Origin of the sequence: Agrococcus sp. DT81.2, assembly GCF_049844935.1 — a bacterium.
Classification (GTDB): domain Bacteria; phylum Actinomycetota; class Actinomycetes; order Actinomycetales; family Microbacteriaceae; genus Agrococcus.
The window spans coordinates 93,697-114,614 of sequence record NZ_JBNCLZ010000002.1; the positions used below are offsets into that span (position 1 = coordinate 93,697).

Genomic DNA, 20,918 nt, shown 5'->3' on the forward strand with positions numbered 1-20,918 from the left:
CTGCGCCTCGATCAAGCACGGACCGGACGACTACGAAACCGACCGCATTGGCGACCAACGTTAAGGGCTAGTGCGCCGCGAACTCCGAATACTTCAGCGCGAGGAGTTCGCGGTCCGGCCGGTCTGCTTTCGCGGAAGGAAGGTGCAGCACCCGGTCCTGCATTTCCTGGATTCCGTGCTTCAGCATCGGCCCGTCGACCTCAGCCAACAAGGCTGGCTGGATCTTGACCCGGTAGTCCGGCGTTATACCTAGCATGTTGCGATCGAACGCCGAGTGATGGATCTTACAGAGAGCAAGACCATTGGACGTGCGCGGGGCGCCGAGCTCGTGCTTGTCTCCCATGATGTGCGCGGCATCGAGAAGCGAAGCGTGTGCCAGTGAACACACCGCGCAGCGTTCGACATATGCCGACATCACCAGGCCGCGAAACGCCGGTTGATGGACTCGCTGCCACATCCGGCGCTCGACATACGAACGCTCCGGATACGCCGACGGCATGGTGTCTTCACCGAACAGCTCGACGCGCTCCATAGAGAGATACACCCGGCGAGCCGACGCATCATCCGTCACATAAACCGGATATGACGACGTGTACCAGTTGGGCGACACTTTCGTAAAGTATACGATGGGCAGCCCCATCTCGGCGGCGATTCGCAGCTTTATGTTAGGGCCCCCGTTACCGGTTTGGTACGAGTACGACACCGTCCCCGTCGCAAGGTCGACTTCGTCTTCGTATTCTTTAGTTCGCCGCGCGTCGAGGCTCGTCATCACCGACAACGTGCCCAGGAGGGCGGCAGGGTTCCAAATGCCGCGGCTTTGGTCAACGAGCGGGATGCGCTGCCCATTCACATGAACGCCCTCGCGCAGGAACTCCCGATGGTGTCGCGACTCACCCGCGAGCTTGCGTCGCGTGAGAGCCATAAACACTGCTTCCCGCGTCGCCGCGTCCGCAGCAATCTGCGCTTCCGTCGCCATGTCGCCTCCATGATCGACGCTAACTGAGGCGATGAGGAAAAGCCAGTAAATAGCGCATGTGCGATCACGGTGCTGCGCCGGCCGTCACGCGACGTCACATGCTCGCGCCGGCGGCCCATCCGCGCGACAATGGACGACAGCCCACCGCCGAAGCCGGGCTGCCACTCCCCCAACTCAGGGCGCCGACCGCGCCCCCGCTTGGAGTTCCATGATCTCGATCGAGCACGTCAGCCGCCGGTTCGGCGACGGCCCTGACGCCGTCGTCGCGCTCGACGACGTCTCCATCGAGGTGGCCAAGGGGCAGATCTTCGGCGTCGTCGGCCAGTCGGGCGCCGGCAAGTCGACGCTGCTGCGCACCGTCAACGCGCTCGAGCGCCCCGACTCCGGCCGCGTCACCGTCAACGGCGTCGACGTCACCGCGCTGAGCGGCAAGGCGCTGCTCAACGAGCGCCACAAGATCGGCATGGTCTTCCAGCACTTCAACCTGGTGGGCAACCGCACCGTCGCGCAGAACGTGGAGTTCGCGCTCGAGGCGACCGGCGCCGCCAAGAAGGATCGCCGCACAAAGGCGCTCGACATGCTCGACCTCGTCGGCCTCGCGCACCGCGCCGACGACCGCCCCGGCCAGCTCTCCGGCGGCCAGCGCCAGCGCGTCGGCATCGCCAGGGCCCTCGCCTCTGGCCCCGACGTGCTGCTGAGCGATGAGGCGACCAGCGCCCTCGACCCCGAGACGACCCGCTCCATCCTCGAGCTCATCAAGCGCCTCAGCCGCGACCTCGGCCTCACCGTGCTGCTCATCACGCACGAGATGGAGGTCGTCAAGCGCATCGCCGACGCGGCCGCCCTCATGGAGCACGGCCGGGTCATCGAGCAGGGCTCGCTCGACCGGCTCATCAACACCCCCGGCAGCGCCATCGCCGCCGAGCTCTTCCCGGTGGGCGAGGCGCACTACATCCCGAACCACCGCATCATCGACGTCACCTACACGGGCCTGAGCGCCGACCGCCCGGTGATCGCGCAGCTCTCGCGCGACTTCGGGCTCGACGTCTCCATTCTCGGCGCCGCGCTCGAGACGATCGGCGGCCGCCAGGCCGGCCGCACCCGCCTCGCCGTGCCGGGCGACGCATCCGTCGCGCTCAAGGTGATCGACTCGCTCACGGCGCAGGGCGTCACCGCCTGGGAGGTGCTCGCATGATCGACCCCGCCGCGCCCGAGTTCTGGCCGCAGCTCATCGCCGTGCTCCTCGAGGGCACGTGGGAGACCATCTACATGACGGCGATCGCGATGGCGATCACGTTCGTGGTCGGCCTTCCGCTCGGCATCATCCTGGTCGGCACCGAGCAGGGCCGCTTCCTCGAGCGGCCGTTCGGCTCGCGCGTGCTCGGCCGCGTCATCAACTCGGTGCTCGGCTTCGTCGTCAACCTCGGCCGATCGGTGCCGTTCATCGTGCTGATGATCGCGCTCATCCCGCTCACCCGTTGGCTGCTCGGCTCGTTCATCGGCACCGGCCCGGCGATCGTGCCGCTCACGCTCGTCGCCATCCCGTTCTTCGTGCGCGTCGTCGAGATCGCCGTGCGCGAGGTCGACCCCGGCCTGTTCGAGGCGGCCGAGTCGCTCGGCGCCTCCCGCTGGCTGCTCGTACGCCGCGTGCTGCTGCCGCAGGCGACGCCCTCGATCCTGCTCGGCACCGCCACCACCATCACGTCGATCATCAACTTCTCGGCGATGGTCGGCGTCGTCGGCGGCGGCGGGCTCGGCAACGTCGCCCTCACCTACGGCATGCAGCGCTACAGCACGATCCACATCATCGGCGTCGTCGTCATCCTGTTCGCCCTCGTGCAGCTCATCCAGTGGGCGCTGACCGCGCTCGCCCGGAAGCTCGGCGCCCCCTCCCCCCGCCGCGGCCCCAAGAAGGACGCGACGGCGGATGCGCAGGCCCACCTCGACGCGGACCTCACCATGGTCTCGCAGGGGGCCCTCGATCGCCACACCCCGCGCAGCACCTAGCCGCGCGCCCCAGAAGCTCGTCACCGAAGGAAGCACCATGACCTCCCGCACCACCCGTCGCGTCGCGACGACCATCGCCGCCGGCGTCACCGTCGCGGCCCTCGCCGCCTGCTCGAGCCCGGCATCCGCCCCCGAGGCGCCCGAGGACGGCTCGCTCGGCACCATCCGCGTGGGCGCGCTGCCCGTGCCGGCCGGCGACATCCTCACCTGGGTGGACGAGAACCTCGCCCCCGAGGCCGGCCTCGACATCGAGTGGGTCGAGTTCACCGACTACAACACGCCCAACCCGGCGCTCACCGACGGCTCGACCGAGGCGAACCTGTTCCAAAACTCCACGTTCATGGAGACGTACAACTCGCAGGCCGGTGGCAACCTCGTCTCGGTCGGCGAGGTCTACCTGCCCGCCGCCGCCTTCTACTCCGAGTCGCTCACGTCGATCGACGAGCTCGGCGAGGGCGCGACCATCGCCATCCCGAACGACCCGACGAACGAGGCGCGCGCGCTCGGCATCCTCGCGGCCGAGGGCCTGATCGAGATCGCCGAGGGCGCCACCAACCTCGACGGCATCACGTCGAACCCGTCGAACTTCCAGTTCAGCGAGGTCGAGAACGCGACGCTGCCGCTCGCGATCCCCGACAACGACGCGGTCTTCGTCACCGCCTCGTTCGCCCTGCCGGCCGGTCTCACGCAGGACCAGGCCATCCTCACCGAGGGCGACGACTCCGACTACTTCAACATCCTCGCCACCACGCCCGAGCTGCAGGACGACCCGCGCGTCACCGCGCTCTACGAGCTGCTCACGAGCGAGGAGACGGACGCGTACATGCTGGAGACGTGGGGCGGCCTGATCGTCCCCGGCACCGAGTGATCGGCACCGAGTGATCGACCCGCTTGCGGGCTGACGCCACCACCGCGCCGCGTGCCCTGAGCACGCGGCGCGGTCGTCTTCCGGCGCCGGTGGCGTGTCAGTGGCCACCCCTAGTCTGCTCGCAACGAGGGCGGAGTCGATGTGGGTGGCCACACCTACTCTCCTCGCAAGGAGGCGGCGATGACGAGCACCGAGCAGGCACGAGCAGCCGTCGCGGCCGCCCGCGCCCTGCTCGCCGAAGCCCCGTCGTTCTCGACGACGTCGAACCGCGAAGTCGTCGAGCTGCTCGGCCGAGTCGCAGAGCTCGCGCGAGTCGCCGAGAGCCTGCAGGTGCGGCTCGCGCACGAGGTGGAGGAGCGCTCGCATGGCGCGGTCGATGAGCCGCTGTGCTTGCTGCTAGGGGCTCGGCACGAGAGGGAGGCGGTCGCGAGAGCGTTCGGTCTCGGCTCCCGCCGCGCGCTCGACCTGCTGCTCATGGGGCGGGCGACATCGCCGTCGATCGCCATCACCGGCGCCGCCATCAGCACGAAGTACCCGGCGGTCGCCGACGCGCTCGCCGAGGCCGAGATGTCGTTCGCACAGGCGCACGCGATCGTCTCGACCATCGAACCAGCCGCTCCGCGAGCCGACGTCGAGCAGCTCGCGGCCGCCGAGCAGCTGCTGGTCGAGGCCGCTACCGATCCGGCCGCGCCGCTCGCGCCCGAGCAGCTGGTCGTGCTGGCCCGCCGGTGCGCGGCGCTCCTCGACCCCGACGGCGTGCTCCCGAACGACGAGCAGCAGCGCGCGCTCCGGTCGCTGCGCATCCGCCAGCAGCGCGACGGCTCGTGGCTCACTGTCATCCGCTCCCCCGCCGAAGACGGCTCGGCCATCAAGGCGGTGGTGGATGCGCACACTGGCCCACGCGTCAAAGTCGCCTTCCACGACGAGCACTGCGGTCAGGGCGGCTGCGCCGGAGCCGGCTGCAGCAGCGAAGAGCCTTCGCTCGACGACCGCTCGCCAGACCAGAAGGCGCACGACGCGATCATCGCCATGGTCAGAGCGCACGCCGCCTCCGGAGATGCGCCGCTGGCGGGCGGCGAGTCGCCTTCCCTCGTCTTCACCGGCACGATCGAGGCGTACCGCGCCTACGTGCAGCGACTCTGCCACCCCGAGCGCACACTCACCATCGAGCACACGAGCAGCCTCGTCCCGATCGAGGGCGTCGACCAGCTCGTCTGCTTCGCCGACATCCACCACCTCATCGTCGACGAGCATGGTCACCCGCTCTGGCTCGGCCGCACGCAACGGCTCTTCACCCGCGCGCAGAAGCGCGCCCTCGCCAAGCGCGACAAGGGCTGCCGGGTTCCAGGGTGCGGCATGCCCGTCGCTTGGTGCGAGACGCACCACATCGTCCCCTGGCAGCTGGGCGGCCCCACCGACGTCGACAACGGCATCCTCGTCTGCAACTTCCACCACCACGAGATCCACGCCGGGCGATTGCGGGTCGAGAAGGCCGGACCGGAGCCGGGCAACTGGCGGATCGTGTCGCAGCTGCGGCCGGCGCGGCGTGACCGCGTCGTCTCCGCGACGGGGTCGCTCGCCGCAGCCGCGTCCGCCTCGCTCACCATGAAGCTGCCGGAGCCCGCTGCCGTCGGCATCGGGATGCGCACCACGGTGAACGTCGAATCGGGCGAGCTGGGGCCGGTCGAGTGCGTCCCGCGACGGCGGCGACCGCCGCGCGCGGCGTCCAGCGCGGCCAGACCCAGCGCATCGGGACCCAGAGCATCGGAGCCCAGCGCGGTCGGCTCGACCGAGCGGCGCCTCCGCGCACTGCTCCACGAGCACGGCCGAGCCCGTCAGCGGCGTCGCGGGCGGACGGATCTGCTGCCGCGACCCGACATCGTCCTGCGGCGCTGATCCGCGTCGGCCTCGCACGCATCGCACACGGCGCCCAGACCGCCCATTCGGCTAGTCGATGCGCAGGGGCGGCATGCTTGAGGGATGCACTCTCCCCGCGACGCTGATCGACCGTCGTCTGTGTCCGCGTCGTCGGCCTCATCCGTCGTGGATCACGAGGGGAAGGCGGCGGGGATGCGCCAGCTCGCCGCCTCGGTGCCGATCCGAACGGCTGCCAGCGGAGCGCAGATCGCGATCCCCATCCTCGTGGTGTCGATCACGGGCGACATCGCACTCGGAGCGGCGCTCGCGGCGCTCGCGCTCGTGCCGAGCATCATCGCCGCGCCGCTCGTCGGCGCAATCCTTGACCGCGTCCACCGACCGCGCCCGCTCATGATGGGAGCCGCTGCCGGCACCGCGGTCGCCTACGGGCTGGCCGCAGCGCTCGACCCTCTGCCGGTGTGGCTCGTCGCGATCGCGCTCGTCCTCAGCGGCCTCCTCAACCCATTCGGCTTCGGCGGGCTCTCGAGCTTCGTCGCCCCGGCCGGCACTGACGCGCGCCGGGCGTACGCGCTCGACGCGCTCAGCTACAACCTCTCCGGAGTCGCGGGACCCGCGCTCGTCGCGCTGCTCGCGCCGACGCTCGGCCCGCGGTGGGCGCTCGCCTCGATGGCTGCGATCGCGCTCGTGTCGCTCGCGGCGTACCCGCTGCTGCGCATCGAGCGGCGCGAGGCCGAGCGCAAGGGGCTGTGGCGCTCGATCGGCGCAGGCCTGGTCGCTCTGTCGACGCACCGGCCGCTCGCCACGATCACCGTCTCGGGCACGCTCGTCGAGTTCGGCCGCGGCATCATGCCGATCGCGGCGATCGGCATCGCGTTGCTCGCGACGGGCGACGCAGCTGCGAGCGCCTTCATCGTCACCGCGTTCGCGATCGGCGCGCTCGTCGGCGCCATCGTCGAGCCCATCCGCCGCTCGAAGCTGTCACCGCAGGCGACGATGCTCATCGGCTTCGGGCTGACGGGGCTAGCAACGCTGGCCGCAGCGCTCGACCTCGGCTTCTGGTGGACGATCGCGCTCGTCGGCCTCTCCGGCGTGTTCAGTGCCGCACCCACTGCGGCGATGCTCACGCTCCGGCGGCTGGAGAGCCCCGAGGACGTCGTCGCGCAGGTCTTCACCGTCGGCTCCGCGCTGCGCACGACCGCGAGCGCGGGCGGCACGGCCGTCGCGGGGCTGCTCGCAGGGCTCGACCCGCTGCTGCTGCTCGCCGCGTCGGGGGCGGTGTGGGTCGTGGGAGCACTCACGATGCTCGCGTTCCCGCGCGCACGCTGACTGCTCGTGCGCCGCGCCAGCGGGGCGGCGGCGGCGATCCCGCGGCCATCAGCTCGTCCGGGCATCCGGGGGCGAGCGCGCGACTCGTGTTCGACGAGGTGGACGCGCATCGGCGGCACGGACACAGGCAGGGTGTTCGACCTCACCTCGATCGAGCTGCCGCTCCGGAGCCTTCACCCTCGAACGGTCCGCTTGTGGACGCGCTCGTCGAGGAGCACTCTGAGGCCATGGCCGTCGTCGAGTTCGAGCTGCACGGGATCGTCGACGCCCCGATCGATGCGGTGTTCGCCCGCCTCGCCGACATCGAGGGCTACAACGACTGGATGCCCCGCAAGGGCAGCATCTTCCGCACGACGGAGCAGACCTCGCCCGGCGAGCCGCAGCTCGGCACCACCTACGTCGACCGCAGCGCCGCGGGCACGACACCCGGCGAGATCGTGGCGTTCGAGCGGCCGACCCGGCTCGTCTACCACTGGTGGGAGCCCGGACGCGGTGGCCGGAGGGTTGCCGAAGGCTGGCCCGGTTACGAGCTCGAAGCGGCGTCCGAGGGCAGCACGCTCGTGCGCCATGGCGCGCGAGTCGAGGTGAGCGGCATCCGCCGCCTCATGATGCCCGTCTATCGGTGGCTTGCGAGGCGGGAGCGCGCCGCGGTGCTTGAGGCGCTGCAGGCGTCGTTCCGTCGGGGGGCGTAGCCCGCAGGGCCGTTTCGAGGCGGCGACGGATGTCGTCTCGATACGTGGCCCTGCGGGCTACTACTCGACGAGCGGGAAGGGGCTACTTCTCGACGGGCGGGAAGGGGCTACTTCTCGACGGGCGGGAAGGGGCTACTTCTCGACGAGCGGGAAGGGGCTACTTCTCGACGAGCTGCAAGGGCAGGGTGAGCTACAGCTCGGTGAGGAGCTGCTCCATCTCGGCGATCTCGGCCGTTTGCGCGTCGGCCATCTGCTGCGCGAGCGCGACCACGTCGGGGTGCTGCCCGCCATCGACCTCGGCTTCGGCCATGTCGACCGCGCCCTCGTGGTGCTCGATCATCTGCTGCAGGTACAGCCGGCTCGCATCGACCCCGCTCGCGTCCTCGAGTGCCTGCATGTCAGTATCCGACATCATCCCGTCGCCGTGGCCCATGCCGCCGCCCATGCCGCCGTGGCCCATGCCCCAGTCGTCGAGCCACGCCTGCATCTGCTCGATCTCGGGCGTCTGCGCCTCCTTGATGCGCTGCGCGAGCTCGAGCACACGGGGGTCGACGTCGCCCTTCGCCAGCACGACGTCGGACATCTCGATGGCCTGCTCGTGGTGCGGGATCATCATCGTCACGAACATCTGGTCGGCCGCGTTGGCTTCGGTGCCAGCTGCCTGCGACGAGCCGGTCGGGGTGCCGCCTGCGGAGCACCCGGTGATGACGAGCGTGAGTGCGAGCGCGCTGAAGCCGAGCGCGCGGTTGAACTGCTTCATGGTGGTCTTCCTGTCCTGTATCTCAGTTGGGTGTGATGGGTCTGCGACGTCGCGGTGCGCGACACCGGCGGCCTGGCCGAGGGCCAGGCAGACCGATCAGGTCCGACTGATCGAGAGCAGGGTGAGGGACGGCGGCGGTGGTGCGAGCAGCACCGCGGATGCGACGGCCGGTCCCCGGGGCACGGCGGTCTGCGCCCACGAGCGCCCGAGTCGCGCGGGAGGCACCAGCACGATCAAGCCGGCCAAGAGCGCCAACACGCATGCGACAACATCGGCGTGCCCCGGCGCCGCCGGGGCGTCGTGGTCGCACGCAATGGAGCAACTCGCGGTCTTCGAGGGCGACGCCGCCTGCTCATCGTGCGCGTGCGGTGACACCGGGATCGTTCCATGGTGCGAGTCCGCGGCGAGCGCGGCGCCGCCATGACCAGACGCGTGGCCGCCCGAACCGCTCAGCGCGTGCATGCCGAGCAGCCCCGCGATGAGCAGCGTGACAGTGGCGAGGAGCATCACGAGTGCGCGAGCCGACAGCATCTGGGGCGCTCGCCCCACCGGCTGCCGCAGTTGCGCACGCATCCAGCACTCCCCACGGTTGCGGGCCCAACGGTAACACCGCCCACTCGCGCAGGGGCCGGGCGGTGTTCCGCCCGCCCCCGGATCTGACAGCCGTGCATCAACCTCCGAGCGGGGGCATGCGCGTCGGGTCGTCGTGGTGCGTCTCGAGCGAGGCGACGACCGTGAGCAGCCGCTCCTCCATGGCGCTGCCGAAGAAGTCCTCGGGACCGTCGACGCCCGCTTCCCGGTACCAGTGCGGAGGCGTCGGGAGGCTGGCGAAGCTGCGGCACATCCGCTCGCTGCATACGTTGTCGGCGGGCCGCACGGTGCCGCCCAGGTCGGTGAGGCTGACGCCGACCTCGCCGGCATGGTTCGGCACGGAGTCACCGAGCGTCCACGACACCGCCTGCCATCCGTCGGTCGCCGTCGGGCGCACCTCGCCGCGCGTCCACTCCCACTCCTCGATGATGTTCGTGAACTCCGAGTCGCCGTAGTGGAGCATCGGGCCGACGTGCAGCCACTCGAGCGTGACCGAGTTCTCCCACACCTGCTGGCCGGCGCGGTTCGTGCCCAAGCGACTGGTGTCGTTGATGGTCCACTCGCGCGGCACGAGGAACGAGGCCGTGCCGTTCCTGGTCGTGTACGGGAGGTAGGTCGTGCCCTCGTGCTCGACGCCGACGCCCTCCGGCAGCGCGTCCTCGTCGCCGGCGAACTCGACCGTCGCCATCACGTCGAGCGCGAGCGCGACGGCAGGGCTGCTGAGATACGCCTCGGCAGCCTCACGGCTGGCGAAGCCCTGCTCGACATCGGGATGGTGGAACGCCAGTGAGCGCAGTCGACTGCCGTCACCCAGCCTGAACACGTGGGAGGGCTCCTCAAGGCTGGGCACGACGGCGACGCCGACGCCGTACGAGTCGCCCTCGTAGCGCTGCCACCAGGCGGCAGCCAAGAGTCCGTGGCCCACGGGGACCTGCTCCGTAACCACCGTCTCGATCGCTGCTGCACCGACGCTGTCCCAGTGGCCGTCGGAGTAACCGATGCCTCCGCCGTCCGGAGCGGCGAACCAGAGCTCGTTGTTCCAACCCTGGTGCCGGTCGCCCTGCACCGTGATGGCGCTGTTGTCTTCGACCGTCCAGTCGGCGGGGATGCGCATGCGCATCGTGCCGTTCTGCGTCTCGAAGTCGACGAGCTCGACCGTCGCGGGCGGCGTCGCGACACCGGTCCCCGCACGCTCGGTGGCCGTCGGCTCGGTGGCAACCGGCTCGGTGGTCGGCGTCGCGCTCGCACTGGGCGTCGACTGCGGGCGGTCCGGCGCCGTCGTCGCCTCGGGCTGCGGGTGCGCGCAGGCGCCCAGCATCGCGGCGAGCACGACGATCGCGGTGGTGGCGAGCAAGCGGCTCGGGGTAGCGCGCACGGCGGATCCTCTCTCGCGGGGTTCCTCCCCGCACGCACTGACATGTCCAGTGTCGGCCGCCGGTCACCGCATCCGGATCACGTTTCGATCACGTTCGCGGCGCCGGTGACCGCGCAGGTCACGAGGGGTAGAGGTGGAGCTGCCGCTCGAAGGTCGGGCCGATCTCGAGGCTCGTCAGCGCGTCGGCGAGCGGCGCATCGGTCAGCCGCACGGTGTCGTAGCTCTCCATGCAGTTCGCGAACCGGTCGCCGACCTGGATGTAGCCGACGTAGTCCTGATAGCAGTTGAGCTCGATGTCGACTTCCTGCGTGCCGGTCTGCTCCGCGACCTCTGCGATCGCAGCGTCGTCGAAGCCTGTCCGTGTGAGGGTCCGGAAGGCGACCGGCATGCCGATGTCGGCCTCGTAGATGGTGAGCAGCCGAGCCTCCTCGAAGCGCACGCTCATGGCGATGACGGCGCCCTGCTCCTCCTTGCACTCGATCATCCGGTCGGTCGAGTCCCACGAGTACTGTCCGTCGCCGTCGTCGAGCCACACCGGCGTGCGGGGATCGCACGTCACGAGGTAGTCGTAGCGGCTGCCGTACTGCGGCGTCGGCCCCTCCACCGGCACCTCCGTCGCCACCGGCACACGTGCGGGCAGCTCGGGCACTGACGGCGGCGTGCGCGGCGCCGCGGCTGCGGTCGGCGTCGGCGTCGGCGACGGCGACGGCGTCTCCGTCGGCATCGCGCTCGGTGCGGCCGCGGTCGGGGCGGCTGTCGCTGCGGCTGACGGCGATGGAGAGGCTGCTGGGCTGTCGGTGGGGGCGAGCGTCCCCGCTGGACCACAGCCTGCGAGCCTCACCACGAGCAGCACAGCCGCGAGGGCCGCGCATCGCCTGCGGGCCCGGCTCACCGCTCGACCAGCCATCGCACGACGCCGTTGAACCCGGCGTCCTCGGTCTCGATGCGGGGCGCGAACGAGCCCGGCGCCACCGGCACGCCCCAGGCCGCGAGATCCGGGATGCGCTGCGGGTCGGCACCGCAGTCGAAGCGCTGGCCGCCGATGGCGAGCACCTCGTGCGACATGCAGTCGTAGTACACGGTCACCGAGGCACCTTCGACGGTGCCGCTCGGCATCGCGCCCCTGTCGACGACCTGCAGCTGCCCGTCGAAGTCGGCGGTCGCGGTGTACTGCGGATCGCCGTCGCCGACGACATCCGTGAGTCCGAAGTAGGCCCAGCCGGTGCCCGCCTCGAACTGCTCGCAGTCGATGAACGGGATGCCGTCGAACAGCACGGAGCCGGCTCCCTCGCAGAGCACGTACACCTCGTACTCGCGCTCGATCGTCGCACCGCCCCCGGCGCCGGTGTCGCCGCCTTCGGGCGCCTCGACGGACGCGGTGACGATCGGTTCGCCGGCGGCCACGCCCTCGAAGCCAGGCGGCGGCGCGGGCGTCGGCTCGGGCGCCTCGGTCGCCGTCGTGAGCGGCGGTGCCGGCGGCGTGGCGCTCGGCTCGACCGTCACGCTCGGTGCTGGCGGCGCCGCCTGGTCGATGCTCGGGTCGATGGCACCGGTCACCTGCCACACGCCGACACCGACCACGAGCGCGGCGACTGCCGCGACGCCGCCGCCGGCGATCGCCCGATTGCGACGCCGCTCGCGCACGCGCTCGCGCACGGCCATCGACGACAGACCCTGACGCATCCGCGTCTTGAACTCGTCGCTCATGCCGGGCTGCCGCTCCTCGCTCATGCCGGCACCCCCTCGAGGTCGTCGATGCCGGCCGCCTCGAGGTGGCCGCGCAGCCGCTGCTTCGCGCGATGGATGCGCGTCTTCGCGGCGCCGTAGCTGACGCCGATGGCGCGCGCGGCGTCGGCGAGCGGGATCTCCTCGAGCAGCACGAGCGAGACGAGCCGGGCATCCGTCTGGGACAGCTCGCGGAGCGCCGCCGCCACCGCACTGGTGGCGTCGAGGCGCTCGAAGCGGTCGGCCGCGACGTCAGCGGTGTCGGGGGCGTCGGGGCCGAGGGGAATGTGCGCGATGAGCCGCTGATTGCGGCGCAGGCTGCGGCGTGCGTTGCGGGCGCAGTTCGTGGTGGTGGCGAGCAGCCACGGCAGCACCGAGTCGTCGACGATGCGCACGCGCGCCCTGCGCCGCCATGCCTCCGCGAATGCGGCGGCCACGACGTCCTCCGTGTCCTGTCGGTGCTGCATCAGCCTCCATGCGTGTCGCCACACGCGGTCTCCGTGGCGATCGAAGATCGCGGCGAAGGCGACGCCGTCCCCTCGCACGACGGCACGCCAGAGGTGCTCGTCGGTCTGGGCGAGGTCCACAGCCTGGAGTGTCCGGATGCGTGTCAGCGGTTACAGGCTCGGCTCAGGCGGCCCCGGCGAGCGCCTTCTGGCAGGGGCGGTCGACGGCAGGCGACCACGGCGTCGCCCCCGCGTCGCGGTGGAAGCGCTCGAATGCGGCGGCAGTCACGCCCTGCGACTCGAAGCGTCGCGCGAGCTGCTCCCAGCGGCGCAGCTCGGGCAGCGAGCCGCGGTCGTGCCAGTCGTGCCAGAGCGCGAGCAGCAGCATGTGCTGCGCCGTGGTCGTGAAGCGATGCCGCTCGAAGGCGAGCAGCGCGTCGGCCCAGGCCGCGGCCTTCGCGTGCTCCCAGCCGGCCCACACGCTCGATTCCGGGACGGCGTCAGCCGCGTCGCTCGTCGACATCTGGTCTCCTCGTGGGGTGCACCGCTCGGCAGATCGCTGCCGATCAGGCAACTCTCCGATTTCTGCTTTCACTGTAGGCGGGCCCAGTGACACGCGCTCGTGTTTGTAGGTTCGCGAGCGCCCCGCTCGGCTCCGGCACCCGAGTCGCAGTGGATCCGACAGCCCGCGCGTCGCTACGGGTCGACGCCCGGCGGCATGGCCGACGGATCGACGCCCGTGAGCTCGACGGTCGCGATCAGCTCGAGCGCCTCCAAGACGTCGGCGCTGCTCAGCAGCGCCTCGGCCTCCGCCCGGCTGGCGACCGACGGATCGCTCCCTCCGAGCAGCATCACGGTGAAGTGGTGATTGCGCTCGACGCCCGGCATCACGAACTCCGGGATCGGCTCGGTGCCCTCGCCGGAGTGCGTCGCCATGCCCGCGTACACGAAGTACCGGTCGGCGTCGTGCACCCACCACGACATCGCCGCGACATCGCTCGCGATGTCAGTCGGGATCTCCTCGACGATGGCGAAGTCCGTACGGATGAAGCCGACATTGCCGCCGTAGCCGTCGTAGTACCCGAGCTCCGTGCCGCCCGGCGACGCGAAGCCGATCATGTTCTCCCACCAGACCTGGCCGTTCCTGTGGTCGGTCGAGACCCGGCTCACGTCGTGCACGGTCCATCCCTCCGGGAGGCGCAGCCGCATGGTGCCGTTCTGCGTCTCGAAGAGCTCGCCCGCGGCTTCGCTGGGGGTCGGCGTCGCACTGGGGGCGCTGGTCGGTGCCGCGGATGCGCTGGCCGACGGCGGCGCGGGTGTCGCGGTGGGCGCCGGTGCGGTCTCCGACACCGTCGGCGGCGCATCCGACGCCGTCGGAGCGGTCGGCGCGGTCGGACCGCAGGCGACGAGGATGGTGGTGGCCGCGAGCGCCGCGACGGCAGCCGTCCGGGGATGTGAACGGGTGCTGTGCATGGCCCTGCTCCTCCTGGTCTCGAGCGAAGCTTCGCTGGTCCAGATGCGACCAGGATCCTCCTGGTCGAGTGCGCGCGAACATCACGATTCGGTCACGGGGCGGTGGTCTCGATACGCGGCCTTCGGCAGCTACTCGACCATCGGGAGGCGGCTCCGCCGGACGGCGGAGGCGGCCGACGCATCCTCCCGCCTACGCTGGTCGGCATGCCTGTGCGCCCCGCTCCCGACGCGCGATCGATGCGCGCCGACGCGATCCTCGCGGGCGTGCTCGCGCTCGTGGGCTGCGTCATGGTGGCGCTCAGCGCGATGACGGAGCTGCAGTTCACCGAGGTGCCGATCTGGGCGCCGCTGCTCACGGCGGTGCTGCTGCCCGCGCCGCTCGTGCTGCGGCGGGTGCACCCCGTGCCGGTGTCGATCGTGCAGATCGTCATCTATATCGTCGCCGGCGAGACGGGCGCGCTCGAGCTCTACGCGTCGCAAGTCAGCCTCTTCATGGGCATCTACTCGATCGGCGCGTGGGACTCCGACCGCCGCCGGGCGTTCTGGGCTCGGCTGGTGATCGTGATCCTGATGGCGGCATGGCTCGCGTCGTCGGCGATCCGGGGCTTCCTCGACCCCGAGACCGGCGAGCGCGGGGTGTCGGCGTTCTTCGCGTTCCTCATCATCCAGATCGTGATCAACGCCGCCTACTTCGGCGCCGGATGGATCTTCGGCGACCGTGCCTGGCGCAGCGCGGCTGAGCAGGAGGAGCTCGCCGCCGCGCACGCCGAGATCCACGCGCAGCAGGCGCAGCTCGCCGAGCAGGCGGTCTCGCTCGAGCGCATGCGCATCGCCCGGGAGCTGCACGACGTCGTCGCGCACCACGTCTCGGCGATGGGCGTGCAGGCGGGCGCCGCGCGGCGGGTGCTCGACCGCGACCCCGAGAAGGCGTCGGATGCGCTGCGGCACGTCGAGCAGTCGGCGCGCGACGCGATCGGCGAGCTGCGGTCGCTCGTCGTGACGCTGCGAGCGGAGGACGACGGCGCCGGCGCCGCGCCCGACCTCGAGCGCCTGCCGGCACTCGTCGCGTCGGCGGAGGCGAGCGGCCAGCGCGTGGCGCTCACGACCATCGGCGAGCCCCGGTCGGTGTCGCCCGCGGTGGGACTAACGGCGTTCCGCTGCGTGCAGGAGGCGCTGACGAACGCTCGCAAGCACGCCGGCCCGGGCGCCGTCGTCGACGTGCGGGTGCGGTACCTGCCCGACGCGATCGAGGTGGAGGTGTCCGACGACGGCCACGGCAGCGCCGCGGCGACCACCTCTGGCACCGGCATGGGTATCGTCGGCATGCGCGAACGGGTGACCGCCCTCGGCGGCACCCTCGAGGCCGCGCCGAAGTCTCGCGGCGGCTACCTGGTGCGCGCAACGCTGCCGACGGCGTCCGCGGGTCTGGCCACGGCAACGGTCAGATGACGTCTCGCATGCGAGTCGGGACCATGCGGACGTGTACCTCAATCGGCGATCAGGGGCAGCGCCTGTAGCGCGCGGTGGCGTCGCTCAGCGTCGAGGCGCCCCCTAGCACGACGACCTCTTCGGGGCTCGCCGTCAGCAGCGCGCTGCGCGTCACCGCCGGCATGCACTCGCGGCGCGCGAGCAGCATCGGCACGCCCTCCGCGCCCGCGGCGGCAGCGCCGGCCAGCGCGTCGGGGAAGTCGGTGCCGCTCGCGATGTACACGGAGCCGCCCTCGCCGAAGGTCGCCGCCAGCCGGGCTGCGGTGCCGAAGCGGTCGGAGCCGGCGTAGCGCACCACATCCGGGATCGTTGCGGCGAGGCCGGAGGCGACGCCCGCTGAGACCGAGCTGGTGTCGCCGGCGATGCCCACCCATCTGACGCGGAGCCGCTGCAGCGTGGCGAGGGTCGCCTCGTCTGGCGCCTGGCTGCCGCCATCGAGGAGCAGCACCGGCCCAGAGGCGAACGCCGCGACGGGCCCGGCGGCGAGCGCGTCGGGGAACTTCAGCCCGGTCGCGATGAACGCCGATCCGGCCGATGCGAACGCATGCTCGGCGACGAGCCTGCTCGTGTGGAACCGATCGGTGCCGCCCACTCGCAGCACCTCTCGCCCACCGTCGAGCGCGCGCACCGCATTCTCGACCGCGGCCGTTATCGAGGGGGTGCCGCCGACGATGACGACTTGCGCGGGCCCCAGTCGCTGGATCTCCGCGAGCACGCCGGGCAACGCCGAGGCGCGCGGCGTCAGCAGCACAGGGCCACCGCGGTGCGCAGCCGCCGGAGCGGCGGCTAGCCCGTCGGGGAAGCTCTCCCCGCTGACGAGGTAGGCGACCGGCGCCCCCTGAGGGAACGTGCGCCGCGAGACCGCGACCGCCGTCGCGTACCGATCGCTGCCCTGCACTCGCTCAGCGGTCGGCAGTGGCTCGGTGGGGTCGCCGAACCAGTCCGTCCAGATGCGCCACGTATTGCGGTTGCCGTACGCGGAGCAGTCGTCGCCCGCTCCGTAGAGGTTCGCCAGCGCGGCCGCGTTCGGCTGGTACGGCGTGTAGTTGTACAGCCCCGCGGTGGCGAGGTTGCGGATGAGCACCGGGCTGGAGCCGCACGCTCGGTTCGGATTGTAGAGGATCTGGTTGACCTCGCCCGCGTGATGGTTGAAGTCCTGCGGATGCGCCGCGTACTGGTTGAACCGGCGAGCCGCGTAGTACACCTGATAGAAGAAGCCCGCGACGCTGGGATCGCACGGCGCGGTGTCGGGGCAGCCGAACCCGGTCGCCTTCCCGTACGTCGTCGAGGTCGGGGACTGGTGCGTGATGAGCGACTGCTCCTTCTGCAGCAGCACGAGCAGGTAGCGCTGCGAGATGTCGCACGCCGCCCCCACGCGCGCGATGATGCTCGCCGCCGTCTCGCTGCTCGCGCCGGGCACCGCGGCGCAGTACGCGTCGGCGGCCATGGACGGCGTCCGCTGCGCATAGGTATCGATGCACGTGAAGCCGGCGTTGCACCCGGGATGCCTGGCGTCGATGAAGGCCTGCACCTGGGTCGCGGTGATGGCGAAGCCGTCGTAGAACTGCTCGTCCGATACGAGGTAACCGGGGTCGAAGTCCGCCGCGACGGCCGCGGCCGCCCGACCGGCAGGCCCTGTCGACGGGATCACGGTGAGCACCGAGCCGACGAGCCCAGCGACCACCATGGCGACGAGGAGGCGAAGGCTCGAGCGCATGCGTCGACCGTTCAACGAGGGCGAGGGTCACGCTCAGGGTACGCCCCTGTGCTCCCGCCGACGGGGTCGAATGTCGTCCGATCCTCGACCGGCACTCAGCCGCAGCGCGTGTAACTCTTTGTGGCCTCGCTGAGCGTCGGCAGCCCGCCCAGCACGACGACCTCATCCACTCGAGCGGTCAGCAGCGCGCTGCGCGTCACCGCCGGCATGCACTCGCGCCGGGCCAGCAGCAGCGGCGCGCGATCTGCTCCGGCGGCGGCGGCGCCGGCCAGCGCGTCGGGGAAGTCCGAGCCGCTCGCGATGTAGCCGGTGCTCACCTCGCCGAAGCTGCCGGCGAGCTGCGCCGCCGTCGCGAAGCGGTCACCGCCGGCGTAGCGCGCCACGTTTAGACCCGCCTCGGTGAGGCCCGAGGCGACGCCGGCCGAGACCGAGTTCGCGTCGCCGGCGACCCCGACCCATCCGACCCCGAGCCGCCGCAGGGTCGCGAGCGTCGCCTCGTCGGGCGCGTCCTGGCCGCCGTGGACGAGCAGCACGGGTCCCTCCCTGAGCGCGGCGGCGGGCCCGGCCGCGAGCGCATCGGGGAACTTGAGCCCGGTGGCGACGAAGGCCGCCGACGCCGACGCGAACGCGTCCTCGGCGATCAGCCTGCTGGTCTCGAACCGGTCTGCGCCGCCGAGCCGCTCCACCGTGCGAGCGGGGTCCAGCGAACGCACCGCCGCTTCGACCGCGGGCGAGATCGAGGGCTCACCGCCGACGATGACGACCTCGGTCGGACGCAGCCGGTCGATCTCTGTAAGGACCACCTGGGATGCCGCGCCCCGCGGCGTCAGCAGCACGGGCCCTCCTCGATGGGCCGCCGCCGGCCCTGCCGCGAGCCCGTCGGGGAAGTTCTCGCCGCTCGCGAGGTAGACGACCGGCGCGCCCTGCGGGAACGTGCGCTGCGAGACCGCCACCGCGGTCGAATATCGATCGGCGCCCGCGACCCGCTCGGCGGTGGGCAGCGGCACGGTCGGATCGCCGAACCAGTCGGTCCAGATGCGCCAGGTGTTGCGGTTGCCGTAGGCGGAGCACGTGTCGCCCTCGCCGTAGAGGTTCGCGAGCGCCGCAGCGTTCGGCTGGAACGGCGTGTAGTTGTAGAGCCCGGCCGTCGCGAGGTTGCGGATGAGCACCGGGCTCGAGCCGCAGGCCCGATTCGGGTTGTACAGGATCTGGTTCACCACGCCGACGCGGTGGTTGTAGTTCTGCGGATGCGCCGCGTACCGGTTGAACTGCCGGGCGGCGTAGTACACCTGGTAGAAGAAGCCGCCGACGGCGGGGTCGCACGGGGCGGTGTCGGGGCACCCGAAGCCCGTGGCCTTCGTGTAGTGCACGGCGGTCGCGTCTCGGCGGGTGACGAGGGACTGCTCCTTCTGCAGCAGCACGAGCAGGTAGCGCTGCGAGATGTCGCACGCCTCGCCGACGCGCGCGATGATGCTGGCCGCCGTCTCGCTGGGCTTGCCAGGCACCGCCTGGCAGTACGCGTCGGCGGCCATCGACGGCGTCCGCTGCGCGTAGGTGTCGATGCACGTGAAGCCGGCGTTGCAGCCGGGGTGCTTGGCGTCGATGAACGCTTGCACCTGGCCGGCACTCATCGCGAAGCCGTCGTAGAACTGCTCGTCCGAGACGATGTAGCCGGGATCGAAGTCGGCCGCGACCGCCGCCTCGGCGCGTCCAGCGGTGCCGGTCGCCGGGACCACCGTCAGCACCGATCCGATGAGCGCCGCGAGGAGCGCGGCGACGACGAGACGGGGGCGCGAGGGCATCCTGCAACCGTTCAGTCAGGGCAAGGTTGCGCTCACAATACCGATCCGGCCGCGACTCGCCTCCGGGAGGTCCCGGATGCCGGCCGCCGCTAGCGTGGACGGGTGACGCGCATCCTGCTGGTGGACGATCAGGCGCTCGTGCGCGCGGGCTTCGAGACGATCCTGGCGAGCGAGCCCGGCTTCGAGGTGGTCGGGCAGGCGAAGGACGGCGGCGAGGGCGTGCGGCTGGCCGCCGAGCTGCGTCCCGACGTGATCTGCATGGACGTGCAGATGCCGGTGATGGACGGGCTCGAGGCGACCCGCGCCATCTGCGCGGGCGAGGGCCATGCCGCCGTGCTCATGCTCACGACGTTCGACCGCGACGACTTCCTGTTCGACGCGCTCTCGGCGGGCGCCTCCGGCTTCCTGCTGAAGACCGCCGAGCCAGAGCAGCTCATCGACGCCGTGCACGCGCTCGCGCGCGGCGACGCGCTGCTCTCGCCCGAGGTGACGCGCCGCGTGATCGAGCGGTTCGCGGCCACGCCCGCGGTGGCGGATGCGTCGGCCAGCTCGGGCGGGCATGCCCCGCCGTCCGATCCCGCCCTCGACGAGCTCACCGAGCGCGAGCGCGAGACCCTCATGCTGCTCGCCCGCGGACGCTCGAACGCCGAGATCGCCCGCGAGCTCTTCGTCGGTGAGGCGACGGTCAAGACGCACGTGTCGAACGTGCTGCTGAAGCTCGGCATCCGGGACCGCATCCACGCCGTCATCTGGGCGTACGAGCACGGGGTCGTCGCCCCGCGCGGCTGATCGCGGCGGCGTCAGACGACGGCGGCCAGCTCGTGCTCGAGCGCTGTCGCCTTCCGGAGCAGCTCGCGCATGACGATGACGACGAGCGCGATGCCGCCCGACGTCAGCATGCCGACCACGAGCAGCGCGCCGACGCTCGGCGGCATCGCGTTCGCCGACGCGAGGATCACGAGTGCCGCCGCGAACAGCGCAGCGGCGGCGACCGCGCTCGCGATGATCGCGGTGACGGGACGGAACGCGGAGGCGTCGAAGATCCGGTCGTGCGCGAGGAGCGAGAGCAGCCGCCAGAGTGCGAGCAACGTGACCTGCACGCATGCGACGATCGCGACGCATCCGACGATCCCCGGCAGCTGCAGCGGCGCCGCCGCCGGCAGCTCGGAGACCACCTCCCACGCCGCGAGCGGGATGAACCAGAGATGGCCCACGAGCGACGCGGCGAGCAGCATCGCGATGGCGGCTTTGGCGCCCACGATTGCCCCGCGCTGCATGCTGCCACCTATCGGCTCTCGATCAGCACCTATCGAATGACGATAGCCTCGACCGGACTCCTTGACAATGGCCAGCCGCTGCGCACATGGTGCAGCCATCCAGCGAGGCAGGAGGGGGCGCCCGTGGCTCGGATCCCCGGCGTGGCGATCATCTGGTTCGCGCTCGCGGGCGTCGGGCTGGTGGGCACCTGGTGGTTCAACGTCGCGTTCGTGCTCGAGTCGGGCGGCGCCGACTACTTCGGCGCGTGGTTCGCGAACGCTGCGACCTCCTCGGCGTCGGTCGACCTGCTCGTGGTGGCGGTCGCTGCGGCGATCTTCATGATCGTGGAGGGCGCACGCCTCGGGTGGGCGAAGTGGGTCTGGGCGCTCGTCGTGCTGAGCGCAGTGACCGCGATCGCGTTCACGTTCCCGCTCTTCCTCGCGCTGCGGGCAGTATCGCTGAGCCGGCGGGCAGCTCCGCCGGTCGAGTAGCCCGCGGCCGAGGGCCGCGCACGGCGCCGGCGTGTGGTCCTCGATC

The 20,918-nt window shown here is 71.3% G+C and carries 21 protein-coding genes; 9 read left to right on the plus strand and 12 right to left on the minus strand.

Annotated features, from left to right (window positions below; genetic code table 11):
* Positions 1-67: 67 nt before the first annotated feature.
* The gene (locus ACLQ21_RS03720; protein WP_425661607.1) at positions 68-976 is read right to left on the minus strand and encodes an HNH endonuclease; all 909 of its coding nucleotides are present in this window, start codon (positions 974-976) and stop codon (positions 68-70) included.
* 208 nt (positions 977-1,184) lie between these two features.
* Here ACLQ21_RS03720 and ACLQ21_RS03725 point away from each other — a divergent pair, with 208 nt between their 5' ends.
* The 6 genes from ACLQ21_RS03725 to ACLQ21_RS03750 all read left to right on the plus strand — a co-directional run bounded on the left by ACLQ21_RS03725 (position 1,185) and on the right by ACLQ21_RS03750 (position 7,747).
* Entirely contained in the window at positions 1,185-2,171 is a 987-nt protein-coding gene (locus ACLQ21_RS03725) for a methionine ABC transporter ATP-binding protein (protein WP_425661609.1), read from the plus strand.
* Complete coding sequence (locus ACLQ21_RS03730; RefSeq protein ID WP_425661611.1) at positions 2,168-2,983, plus strand: methionine ABC transporter permease; 816 nt, start codon at positions 2,168-2,170, stop codon at positions 2,981-2,983. The genes ACLQ21_RS03725 and ACLQ21_RS03730 overlap by 4 nt, the downstream gene beginning before the upstream one ends.
* Before the next feature lie 37 nt (positions 2,984-3,020).
* A complete protein-coding gene (locus tag ACLQ21_RS03735) occupies positions 3,021-3,851 on the plus strand; it encodes a MetQ/NlpA family ABC transporter substrate-binding protein (protein ID WP_425661613.1) in 831 nt (276 codons plus the stop codon).
* A 180-nt stretch (positions 3,852-4,031) separates the two neighbouring features.
* Positions 4,032-5,747, plus strand: a complete 1,716-nt coding sequence (locus ACLQ21_RS03740; RefSeq protein ID WP_425661615.1) for a DUF222 domain-containing protein — start codon at positions 4,032-4,034, stop codon at positions 5,745-5,747.
* 174 nt (positions 5,748-5,921) lie between these two features.
* Entirely contained in the window at positions 5,922-7,055 is a 1,134-nt protein-coding gene (locus ACLQ21_RS03745) for an MFS transporter (protein ID WP_425661617.1), read from the plus strand.
* A gap of 194 nt (positions 7,056-7,249) precedes the next feature.
* Positions 7,250-7,747: an SRPBCC family protein gene (locus tag ACLQ21_RS03750; RefSeq protein ID WP_425661619.1), complete on the plus strand. Its 498-nt coding sequence runs from the start codon at positions 7,250-7,252 to the stop codon at positions 7,745-7,747.
* Positions 7,748-7,937: 190 nt separating this feature from the next.
* Here the strand turns inward: ACLQ21_RS03750 and ACLQ21_RS03755 are convergent, their stop codons facing one another.
* The 8 genes from ACLQ21_RS03755 to ACLQ21_RS03790 all read right to left on the minus strand — a co-directional run bounded on the left by ACLQ21_RS03755 (position 7,938) and on the right by ACLQ21_RS03790 (position 14,117).
* A complete protein-coding gene (locus ACLQ21_RS03755; protein ID WP_425661621.1) occupies positions 7,938-8,507 on the minus strand; it encodes a DUF305 domain-containing protein in 570 nt (189 codons plus the stop codon).
* A 96-nt stretch (positions 8,508-8,603) separates the two neighbouring features.
* A complete protein-coding gene (locus ACLQ21_RS03760; protein ID WP_425662403.1) occupies positions 8,604-9,014 on the minus strand; it encodes a DUF6153 family protein in 411 nt (136 codons plus the stop codon).
* Positions 9,015-9,177: 163 nt separating this feature from the next.
* Positions 9,178-10,473, minus strand: coding sequence for a hypothetical protein (locus ACLQ21_RS03765; protein WP_425661623.1), 1,296 nt, complete (start codon positions 10,471-10,473; stop codon positions 9,178-9,180).
* Positions 10,474-10,591: 118 nt separating this feature from the next.
* Positions 10,592-11,197 (minus strand): hypothetical protein, encoded by a 606-nt coding sequence (locus ACLQ21_RS03770; protein ID WP_425661625.1) that lies wholly within the window; start codon positions 11,195-11,197, stop codon positions 10,592-10,594.
* A 164-nt stretch (positions 11,198-11,361) separates the two neighbouring features.
* Positions 11,362-12,204, minus strand: a complete 843-nt coding sequence (locus tag ACLQ21_RS03775; RefSeq protein ID WP_425661626.1) for a hypothetical protein — start codon at positions 12,202-12,204, stop codon at positions 11,362-11,364.
* Entirely contained in the window at positions 12,201-12,785 is a 585-nt protein-coding gene (locus ACLQ21_RS03780) for an RNA polymerase sigma factor (protein WP_425661628.1), read from the minus strand. The genes ACLQ21_RS03775 and ACLQ21_RS03780 overlap by 4 nt, the downstream gene beginning before the upstream one ends.
* Before the next feature lie 43 nt (positions 12,786-12,828).
* Positions 12,829-13,167, minus strand: coding sequence for a hypothetical protein (locus tag ACLQ21_RS03785; protein ID WP_425661630.1), 339 nt, complete (start codon positions 13,165-13,167; stop codon positions 12,829-12,831).
* Positions 13,168-13,340: 173 nt separating this feature from the next.
* Complete coding sequence (locus ACLQ21_RS03790; protein ID WP_425661632.1) at positions 13,341-14,117, minus strand: hypothetical protein; 777 nt, start codon at positions 14,115-14,117, stop codon at positions 13,341-13,343.
* A gap of 204 nt (positions 14,118-14,321) precedes the next feature.
* Between ACLQ21_RS03790 and ACLQ21_RS03795 the strand changes: the two genes are divergently transcribed.
* Entirely contained in the window at positions 14,322-15,566 is a 1,245-nt protein-coding gene (locus ACLQ21_RS03795; protein WP_425661634.1) for a sensor histidine kinase, read from the plus strand.
* A 49-nt stretch (positions 15,567-15,615) separates the two neighbouring features.
* On the opposite strand, the gene ACLQ21_RS03800 is transcribed toward ACLQ21_RS03795, so the two are convergent.
* Both ACLQ21_RS03800 and ACLQ21_RS03805 read right to left on the minus strand, forming a co-directional pair.
* Complete coding sequence (locus ACLQ21_RS03800; RefSeq protein WP_425661636.1) at positions 15,616-17,322, minus strand: cell wall-binding repeat-containing protein; 1,707 nt, start codon at positions 17,320-17,322, stop codon at positions 15,616-15,618.
* Positions 17,323-17,417: 95 nt separating this feature from the next.
* Positions 17,418-19,124 carry a cell wall-binding repeat-containing protein gene (locus tag ACLQ21_RS03805; protein WP_425661638.1) on the minus strand — a complete coding sequence of 569 codons (1,707 nt, stop codon included), beginning with the start codon at positions 19,122-19,124 and terminating at the stop codon, positions 17,418-17,420.
* Positions 19,125-19,226: 102 nt separating this feature from the next.
* Between ACLQ21_RS03805 and ACLQ21_RS03810 the strand changes: the two genes are divergently transcribed.
* On the plus strand, positions 19,227-19,913 hold the full coding sequence (locus ACLQ21_RS03810) for a response regulator (RefSeq protein ID WP_425661640.1): 687 nt from the start codon (positions 19,227-19,229) through the stop codon (positions 19,911-19,913).
* Positions 19,914-19,924: 11 nt separating this feature from the next.
* Here the strand turns inward: ACLQ21_RS03810 and ACLQ21_RS03815 are convergent, their stop codons facing one another.
* Entirely contained in the window at positions 19,925-20,401 is a 477-nt protein-coding gene (locus ACLQ21_RS03815; RefSeq protein ID WP_425661642.1) for a DUF2975 domain-containing protein, read from the minus strand.
* 123 nt (positions 20,402-20,524) lie between these two features.
* On the opposite strand from ACLQ21_RS03815, the gene ACLQ21_RS03820 reads away from it, so the two are divergent.
* Positions 20,525-20,872 (plus strand): DUF2834 domain-containing protein, encoded by a 348-nt coding sequence (locus ACLQ21_RS03820; protein WP_425661644.1) that lies wholly within the window; start codon positions 20,525-20,527, stop codon positions 20,870-20,872.
* Positions 20,873-20,918: the final 46 nt, after the last annotated feature.

Coding starts and splice junctions, on each gene's coding strand:
- ACLQ21_RS03720 (WP_425661607.1), bottom strand. CDS start 976: ATGGCGACGGAAGCGCAGATTGCTGCGGACGCGGCGACGCGGGAAGCA.
- ACLQ21_RS03725 (WP_425661609.1), top strand. CDS start 1,185: ATGATCTCGATCGAGCACGTCAGCCGCCGGTTCGGCGACGGCCCTGAC.
- ACLQ21_RS03730 (WP_425661611.1), top strand. CDS start 2,168: ATGATCGACCCCGCCGCGCCCGAGTTCTGGCCGCAGCTCATCGCCGTG.
- ACLQ21_RS03735 (WP_425661613.1), top strand. CDS start 3,021: ATGACCTCCCGCACCACCCGTCGCGTCGCGACGACCATCGCCGCCGGC.
- ACLQ21_RS03740 (WP_425661615.1), top strand. CDS start 4,032: ATGACGAGCACCGAGCAGGCACGAGCAGCCGTCGCGGCCGCCCGCGCC.
- ACLQ21_RS03745 (WP_425661617.1), top strand. CDS start 5,922: ATGCGCCAGCTCGCCGCCTCGGTGCCGATCCGAACGGCTGCCAGCGGA.
- ACLQ21_RS03755 (WP_425661621.1), bottom strand. CDS start 8,507: ATGAAGCAGTTCAACCGCGCGCTCGGCTTCAGCGCGCTCGCACTCACG.
- ACLQ21_RS03760 (WP_425662403.1), bottom strand. CDS start 9,014: ATGCTCCTCGCCACTGTCACGCTGCTCATCGCGGGGCTGCTCGGCATG.
- ACLQ21_RS03770 (WP_425661625.1), bottom strand. CDS start 11,197: ATGCCGACGGAGACGCCGTCGCCGTCGCCGACGCCGACGCCGACCGCA.
- ACLQ21_RS03775 (WP_425661626.1), bottom strand. CDS start 12,204: ATGAGCGAGGAGCGGCAGCCCGGCATGAGCGACGAGTTCAAGACGCGG.
- ACLQ21_RS03785 (WP_425661630.1), bottom strand. CDS start 13,167: ATGTCGACGAGCGACGCGGCTGACGCCGTCCCGGAATCGAGCGTGTGG.
- ACLQ21_RS03790 (WP_425661632.1), bottom strand. CDS start 14,117: ATGCACAGCACCCGTTCACATCCCCGGACGGCTGCCGTCGCGGCGCTC.
- ACLQ21_RS03795 (WP_425661634.1), top strand. CDS start 14,322: ATGCCTGTGCGCCCCGCTCCCGACGCGCGATCGATGCGCGCCGACGCG.
- ACLQ21_RS03800 (WP_425661636.1), bottom strand. CDS start 17,322: ATGCGCTCGAGCCTTCGCCTCCTCGTCGCCATGGTGGTCGCTGGGCTC.
- ACLQ21_RS03805 (WP_425661638.1), bottom strand. CDS start 19,124: ATGCCCTCGCGCCCCCGTCTCGTCGTCGCCGCGCTCCTCGCGGCGCTC.
- ACLQ21_RS03815 (WP_425661642.1), bottom strand. CDS start 20,401: ATGCAGCGCGGGGCAATCGTGGGCGCCAAAGCCGCCATCGCGATGCTG.